At 56.9% G+C, this 6,394-nt stretch carries 4 protein-coding genes; all 4 read right to left on the bottom strand.

Features of this window, described 5'->3' with window-relative positions:
- Positions 1 to 824: 824 nt before the first annotated feature.
- Positions 825 to 1,262 carry a hypothetical protein gene (locus tag E1B00_RS08625; RefSeq protein WP_139447599.1) on the bottom strand — a complete coding sequence of 146 codons (438 nt, stop codon included), beginning with the start codon at positions 1,260 to 1,262 and terminating at the stop codon, positions 825 to 827.
- Positions 1,263 to 3,410: 2,148 nt separating this feature from the next.
- The gene (locus E1B00_RS08620; protein ID WP_139447597.1) at positions 3,411 to 3,674 is read right to left on the bottom strand and encodes a hypothetical protein; all 264 of its coding nucleotides are present in this window, start codon (positions 3,672 to 3,674) and stop codon (positions 3,411 to 3,413) included.
- 1,858 nt (positions 3,675 to 5,532) lie between these two features.
- Positions 5,533 to 5,889 (bottom strand): hypothetical protein, encoded by a 357-nt coding sequence (locus E1B00_RS08615; protein WP_139447595.1) that lies wholly within the window; start codon positions 5,887 to 5,889, stop codon positions 5,533 to 5,535.
- A gap of 89 nt (positions 5,890 to 5,978) precedes the next feature.
- Positions 5,979 to 6,362 (bottom strand): hypothetical protein, encoded by a 384-nt coding sequence (locus E1B00_RS08610; RefSeq protein WP_139447593.1) that lies wholly within the window; start codon positions 6,360 to 6,362, stop codon positions 5,979 to 5,981.
- Positions 6,363 to 6,394: the final 32 nt, after the last annotated feature.

The following is a 6,394-nucleotide window of genomic DNA, read 5'->3' as shown; positions in this document are numbered from 1 at the left end:
TCATCAACGGTCCCGCTGATCTCGACCCCGGTGTCATCTGCGCAGATCGCGATCATCTTTGCTTGCCGCCTAACGCCTTAGTTAAGCCGCGCCGAAGGCGTCGGCTTGAATGATTAGTTAGGCCTGAGCGCCATTGGCATCAGAGGCCGTTTGATTCTGCGCGAATTCTGCCGCAGCCGATAGTTGGTCTAGCATTTTCAGCCACGCGTTGTCGGTGACGTTTTTTACGTATGCGTCCCCTAAGGCCTTGATGTGACAAAGGCCTCCAATCTCCTGGAGCGCAACTTTGCGCTCGTTTGGACTGCCAGTTGTAGCGAGCGCAACACATGCCGATAGCCGTTCCGCCAAGTCGAAGAGCTCGGATGCGAGAAGCTCATTCACGACGGGATCGGCCGCTTCGCAAAGTTCCCGATCTTTCTGAGATCTGTACATGACGCCTAACGCCTGAGTTAAGCCGCGCCGAAGGCGTCGGCTTGAATGATTAGTTAGGCGGATGCTACCGCCACCAGCGGCGCTCTGCCGCGAACTCGGCCCGTACTTCCGGGTCCGTTGGGCCGTGAAGCTTGATTTGCCAAGCCTCTTCGACGCTAAGGATGCGAACACCGCACATACGCAGATCGCAGCCACGCGGCTGCGAACCATCTATGAGTGAGATGCCCCAGACCTGACCATCCCCGGTACCGACGCAAAGGCACGGGTGATATGCGCAATCTTCGTAGATTTGCCCTGGGGAGATAATGAGGTCGCCGTTTTCGTCTACGTCCGACATGGAGAGCCTAACGCCTAAGTTAAGCCGCGCCGAAGGCGTCGGCTTGAATGATTAGTTAGGCCCGGCGCTCGAGGATCTCTCGATTGAACCGGGCGACGAGGGGAAATTCTTCCAGCGGCAAGTACTGAAGCAGATGGTAGTAGTCGGTTACGGCGCGATCCAGCGGCTCCCACGCCTCTTCTGCTGGGTCAAAGGTGATCAGACCGTCCTCGGCAGAGTCCATATGCTTCGTGCGGTTCTTGGCGTGGTTGAGGAGGCCTTCCCTGTCCTTGCGCGTGATCGGCGCATCTTTGCCGAGTGCGTTAACCAGCTCAACGCCAGCAGTGCGATAGTTGTCGAACGTGGACTGCGCTCCGACGGCTCGCAGATGCGCACCTAGTAGCTCTTCGGCCGCTCCCGCCAAATGCAGGGCAGCGAAATGCGATTTCTCGTAGTAGAGGCGCAGGGCTTGTTCAAGGAGCTCGATGGCGACGGTCATTTTCTCAATCGCCATGAGGTTCTCCCGCCGGGCCTAACGCCCTAGTTAAGCCGCGCCGAAGGCGTCGGCTTGAATGACTAGTTAGGCCCCTGGCGGCGCCTACGGGTGTGAATATACCGTGCACCCATCACGACAGAGATGGTGGCAGATGCATAGACGTGAGGCGCGCTGGCACCTCGAGAGACAGCAAATGCCAAGGCGCCAATCCCAAGCACTACAAGAGTGTACGCGGCCGCAATGAGTGCCCGAGGACTTGAGCTCACGGGAGGCGCTTTAAGAGACTTGTAGAGGCTCGAGAAGACTAAGTAGCAAGCTGCTGCTGAAAGAACAGAGAGCGTCAGAAGAAGTGGGTTTGCTGGGCTTGACCTAAATGCGGCCCCCCAAATGAAGTAGGAAGCGACTCCAAGAGACAGCGCCAGAATCGACACGAGCACCGCGCCCAGGGCTCGCTCTCCGGTCGTTGCACCTCTATCGAGCTGGTATCGATCCATGTGGCCTAACGCCTTAGTTAAGCCGCGCCGAAGGCGTCGGCTTGAATGATTAGTTAGGCCACTTGCCATAGCGCCCAAACAAGCATGACCGCGACTGGCCAGAAGAGAGTCAGGCCAAGCCAGATTGCAGCGGGAAGTGCCGGGCCAAAAAAGCTAAGGAATACTTGGCCAATGTCAGTGGCGGGGATGGGCGATGCCAAGTTTGCGCGACGTAGGCGCGCCCAACCAAACCCAAAGAAAACGAAAAGCGAAATGAGAAAAGGGAGCATAGCTGCGATTGGAAGCCAGGAATCTCCATCCGAAGCGATTGCAAAGAAGAGAATCGCGGGGAACGCGCTCATCAACAAGATGCAAAGAACAAATCGCGCCCAAGAAAGTTTCAGTTGTCTTGCCATAAATGTGGGTTGCCTAACGCCTTGAGTTAAGCCGCGCCGAAGGCGTCGGCTTGAATGAATGGTTAGCCCCCAATTTCCTCGGGAAACAGGGGCGTCTGCTTAATCTCGGTACTTATCCGAAGGTCCGGGACATTGATTTGGAACTGCGAGCCAACTTCTACACGCAAATGGCTTGAGCGATGAGTGCGGGTATAGGCCGCAACGGAAACCTCTTGCAATACCGTCCTACACTTGTCTCCGCGGAATACCGAGGTGCCGGAGTAGGTCTGGAAGCTAACGGGAACCGAGTAGCGACCTTGCCCGTCGGTAACGGTCATCGCGGGGCCAGATTGACCAAAGCGATCGGACCATGAAACACCGACCAGTGCGCCAACAGCAGGCTCACCCCGATCGTCCGCCACGGAACCAGCGAACACGAAGAACCGATCGCCGCACTTTGCCAACACAGGTGGGGAGCTCAGAAGAAAAAGGGCAACTGCAAGGATGGTTCGCATTGGGGGCTAACGCCTAAGTTAAGCCGCGCCGAAGGCGTCGGCTTGAATGATTAGTTAGGCCGCGGTCACATGCTGTCGGAAGCGTGCGATCCGGCCGAGCGAATAAAGGTTGTATAGATTGTCCTAGTGGCATTGGCTGCAAAGAACCCAATGACTAGCAAGAACGCATCAAACAGAACAAATTGCTCCCCGGCGTAGCGGCGCAGAGCCATAGTTCCAATCGACGCTGTAGCCATCCATCCCATGGCGATGAGACTGACCCAGCCGCAAGCCCTGCCAAAGCGACTGGCTTGAAAGCGGTGTGCCAGGTGGACGAGCCGAATTAGTTGCACGTGCTTTTCTCTTCGATCGGACAAAACGCATCTACTGCAGCCTAACGCCTTAGTTAAGCCGCGCCGTAGGCGTCGGCTTGAATGACTGGTTAGGCCGCTCTTGCTTCCGAATGGCTAGGTAGAACAGCCCGCTCGCGATAAGCACAAGGGTGGCAGGAAGAAGGTCTACGGCAATCCATAGAAGCCAATTGCTCATCCAAGACGGCCAATCGTTCATTACCTGGCCAAAAAGCCAAAGCGAGAACGGGTGGTAAATGACGGCGAGCGGGGCAAAGAAGCACAACAGGAGGCTGCTTGTGCTTCGCACTTTGGAGTGAAGCCTGGCTGTGGCCGAAGCTATCAAGATGGTGGCCAACAGCATCGCAACATACGGGTAGTAGTTCACGAAACCTGCTCCACAGGCCTAACGCCTTAGTTAAGCCGCGCCGAAGGCGTCGGCTTGAATGATTAGTTAGGCCTCGTCCCCGGTTACGCCAGGAGCGCGACCCTCGAAGCCTGCAGCCAAACGCTCCCGCGCCAGCCGCACGACGTCTGCGTAGCTTGCCTCGAATGGCTCCAGCAACGTCTTGTCAAGCTGAGCCGCCACTCGTTGTAGTGCCAGGAACTCCGCGTTGTGAGCGAGCGACAAAACGTCCGTGCGCTCAAACCGACCAAACAGCTCAGAGAGAACGATCGCCTCATCTTGCGAAAGCGAAATCGAAATGTCGTGCTTCATAGAGGCCTAACGCCTTGAGTTAAGCCGCGCCGAAGGCGTCGGCTTGAATGATTAGTTAGGCCTCAGATCCATGGATCAGGCCACTTTATTAGCTTTGCGTACCTGCGGCTGACAAGTGCACCTATGAGCGTCCCTATTGCTGCCCCAGTCAAGAATCCGGCTAGAGAATAGCCTGGGGCGAAGTGGCCTGTCATAGAACCGATCCCGAACGAAAAAATCATTACGGCTCCAAACGCCCAGCTCAATGTGGACCTGCTCAACATATTCTTGCCGTGACATGAAGCGCAGTGGTGAGCCTCAGGAGACCGCTGGAGAAAGAATGCCGACGTCGGCAGGCTCATCGGCGCATCGCAGAAGGCACAGGTCAATTGAACTGGTCTCATGAGGCCTAACGCCCTAGTTAAGCCGCGCCGAAGGCGTCGGCTTGAATGATTAGTTAGGCCCCTCACCCGGGCCGACTGACACAACAGCAATACTGCCACGACACCCAATGTGATAAGACTCGCCGGCAACGAACTTGTGGACGACAACTGGCGCCCCGCCGGTGGAGACAGATTGTGTGCAGTTGAAACCAATCGCATGCGTCCCAGGCGCCAAGAAGACTGTCTTTGGTTTGGGCGGGCGGAAGTAAACCATATCGCCGATGCTGGAAATGCCAGTCGCCAGTGGGTGTTCTGTGGCGTCGATAGGAGCGACCGTCAGGACAGCAACATTTGAAGGTGCCGATGGGGCGACATAACCAACGCCAGTAGCGCAGCCGGCAAGCACAGCAACTGGGGCCAAGAAGATGCGCTTCATGAGGCCTAACGCCTAGTTAAGCCGCGCCGAAGGCGTCGGCTTGAATGATTAGTTAGAGGGCTAGCCAGTGAACATGCCGAAGCGAATGACGTAGAAAACCGCAATTGGCGCCATAGCCAGAATGTTCAGCCACCACCTCGCCGGATGTCTCGTCTTGAATTTGCGGGATACAGCATAGAACAGTAAGGCGGAGAGGCCGAACAGGCAGAAGGCAACTGGATACAGCGGATGTAACCAATTCGATGAATCTGGGGCCGGACCCATCCAACTGAAAGCAGCCGCGGCAGCCAAGATGCCTGCCAGAACAGCCAAAAGGAAGTTTACCTTGGACAGTATCCGGTCCAATCGCTTCTGGGCGAGAATTTCCACAAGTCCTCTAACGCCCTAGTTAAGCCGCGCCGAAGGCGTCGGCTTGAATGATTGGTTAGGCCGGACGCTAAGCCACGGACTGGCGCTTTGCAAGGCAGGGCTGGCCAATAGGGCTGGGCCCGCGAAGCGAAACACCGCGGAGGCGAGCGGTAGCCCGCCCTGGCGCGCCGGTCCTCGACTGAGACCGAGCCGGCCGCGACGAACGCGATGCGCGAGAACTACTGCGAGCGGGCAGCAAGGACTACCACCGATGAGGCCGGAACCCAGAAACAACAACGGCCCGCGAACGGGCCGAAGCTGATGCAGACGATGAAGGCCTAACGCCTGAATTAAGCCGAGCCGCGAAGCGGCTTCGGCTTGAATGAATTGTTAGGGGGCTGCGGCACGAGAACGCCTCCCCCGAACGACTGCTACGACAGAAAACACAGCACCAAAGACCAGCAGCGCCCAGAAGGCGTAGCCGTACAGCAACGGTGCACGGCACCTTACCGTTGCCGCATTGGTTGTGCCCGGCTCTGTGCAGAAAGCAAATGCCAGTGAGTACGAAGCTGCTGCTTGCAGATATGCGTAGCCAGCAAGCAGGAAGCAAGCAATAGCAGCAACGGTAAGAGCTCGATTGATCTTGCGAGACCTATCCAAGCTGCCCCCTAACGCCTTAGTTAAGCCGCGCCGAAGGCGTCGGCTTGAATGATTAGTTAGGCGGCGCGCGCAAGAGCGGCGCGTCAGCCAAGTAGAGAACAACGGCAAAGAACGCAGCCGCCAGTAGTAGAGCAACAACGGACCAACGAAGTAGCGTGTGATGTTCTTGCCGCTCGGCGACTGAATCGTACTCCGCTACATCGACTGGATTTGCGACAAGATGGTTTGGATTGGCGAGAACAGCCAATGCGTCTTCGTATTGTGAATCAAGGCAAACGTAGATGGGGATCCGATTCAGTCTCCACGAAGGAGCCGAAATCTCGCCGTACGTGGGAATGCCCTTTTTGCGCAGCAGTCCACAGATTGCGGAAGATTCTTCGGCGCTGCTGTAGACACCAAGGAGTTTCATGAGCCGCCTAACGCCTTAGTTAAGCCGCCGCCGGCCGGCGACGGTCACTTGAGCCTGATCCGACCTCGGCGGTCGGCTTGAATGCCAAGTTAGGCCGTTTTACCACAGCCACGGGAAGCCTCGATCATGCGACGATCACCCCGTGGGATGCCTTTTACGCGGGTACGAATCACGACCGTCCGCTGGCCAGCTTGTTGGTCGCTGCGCGCAGCTACAGAAAAGCACAACGTGAGCGTGTCGTCAGCCTCGCGAACCCAAATTGATTCCTTTGGGATGAACTCGCCCGCATTGATCAATGCAACGACTCTGATGCCAGCCATGTCTGGAGAGTGGTTGTACCAGCCGATTCGAGCTGTATCGGCGGTTGTCGCTCTGAAGCCATCTTCTTCGCTGATCGAAACAGACTGCACCTTTATCGAGGTGCAGCTGGCAAGCGTTGCAATCAGAACAAGCGAAGCGAATGGTCGGATCATTGAGGCCTAACGCCTTAGTTAAGCCGCGCCGA

Source organism: Arenimonas terrae, assembly GCF_006265115.1.
GTDB classification, from domain to species: Bacteria; Pseudomonadota; Gammaproteobacteria; order Xanthomonadales; family Xanthomonadaceae; genus Arenimonas; species Arenimonas terrae.
Note: the sequence above shows the minus strand (reverse complement) of the source record. Positions and strands in the feature narration are given on the sequence as shown.